The sequence below is a fragment of the Salifodinibacter halophilus genome (assembly GCA_012999515.1).
Classification (GTDB): Bacteria; Pseudomonadota; Gammaproteobacteria; order Nevskiales; family Salinisphaeraceae; genus Salifodinibacter; species Salifodinibacter halophilus.
The window spans coordinates 1-240 of sequence record JABEEB010000661.1; the positions used below are offsets into that span (position 1 = coordinate 1).

Annotated in this window: 1 protein-coding gene; it reads right to left on the minus strand. The window is 67.1% G+C overall.

What is annotated here, in order from left to right:
* Positions 1-240, minus strand: a 240-nt coding sequence (locus tag HKX41_13220) for a hypothetical protein (GenBank protein NNC25095.1), incomplete at both ends; no start/stop codon positions are given.

The window sequence follows — 240 nt, forward strand, 5'->3', positions numbered from 1 at the left end:
GCGCTTGCTGGTTCGGCGCCATCAGCGCGAGGAAGGCGCGGCGGCTGTCTTCGTCCCATTCGAAGCGGCTGAAATGGCGCGGCCCGTCGTTGCCGATCACGTACTGCCCGCCGCTGGCCGCGCGCTGCAGGATGCTCTCGAAGTTCAACGACACCGACATCGGAATGAACGCGTCGGGATTGGCGTCGTGGAGCAAATCGCAAATGCGCCCCGCCCAGCCCAGGTTGCGGCCGTCGTCGC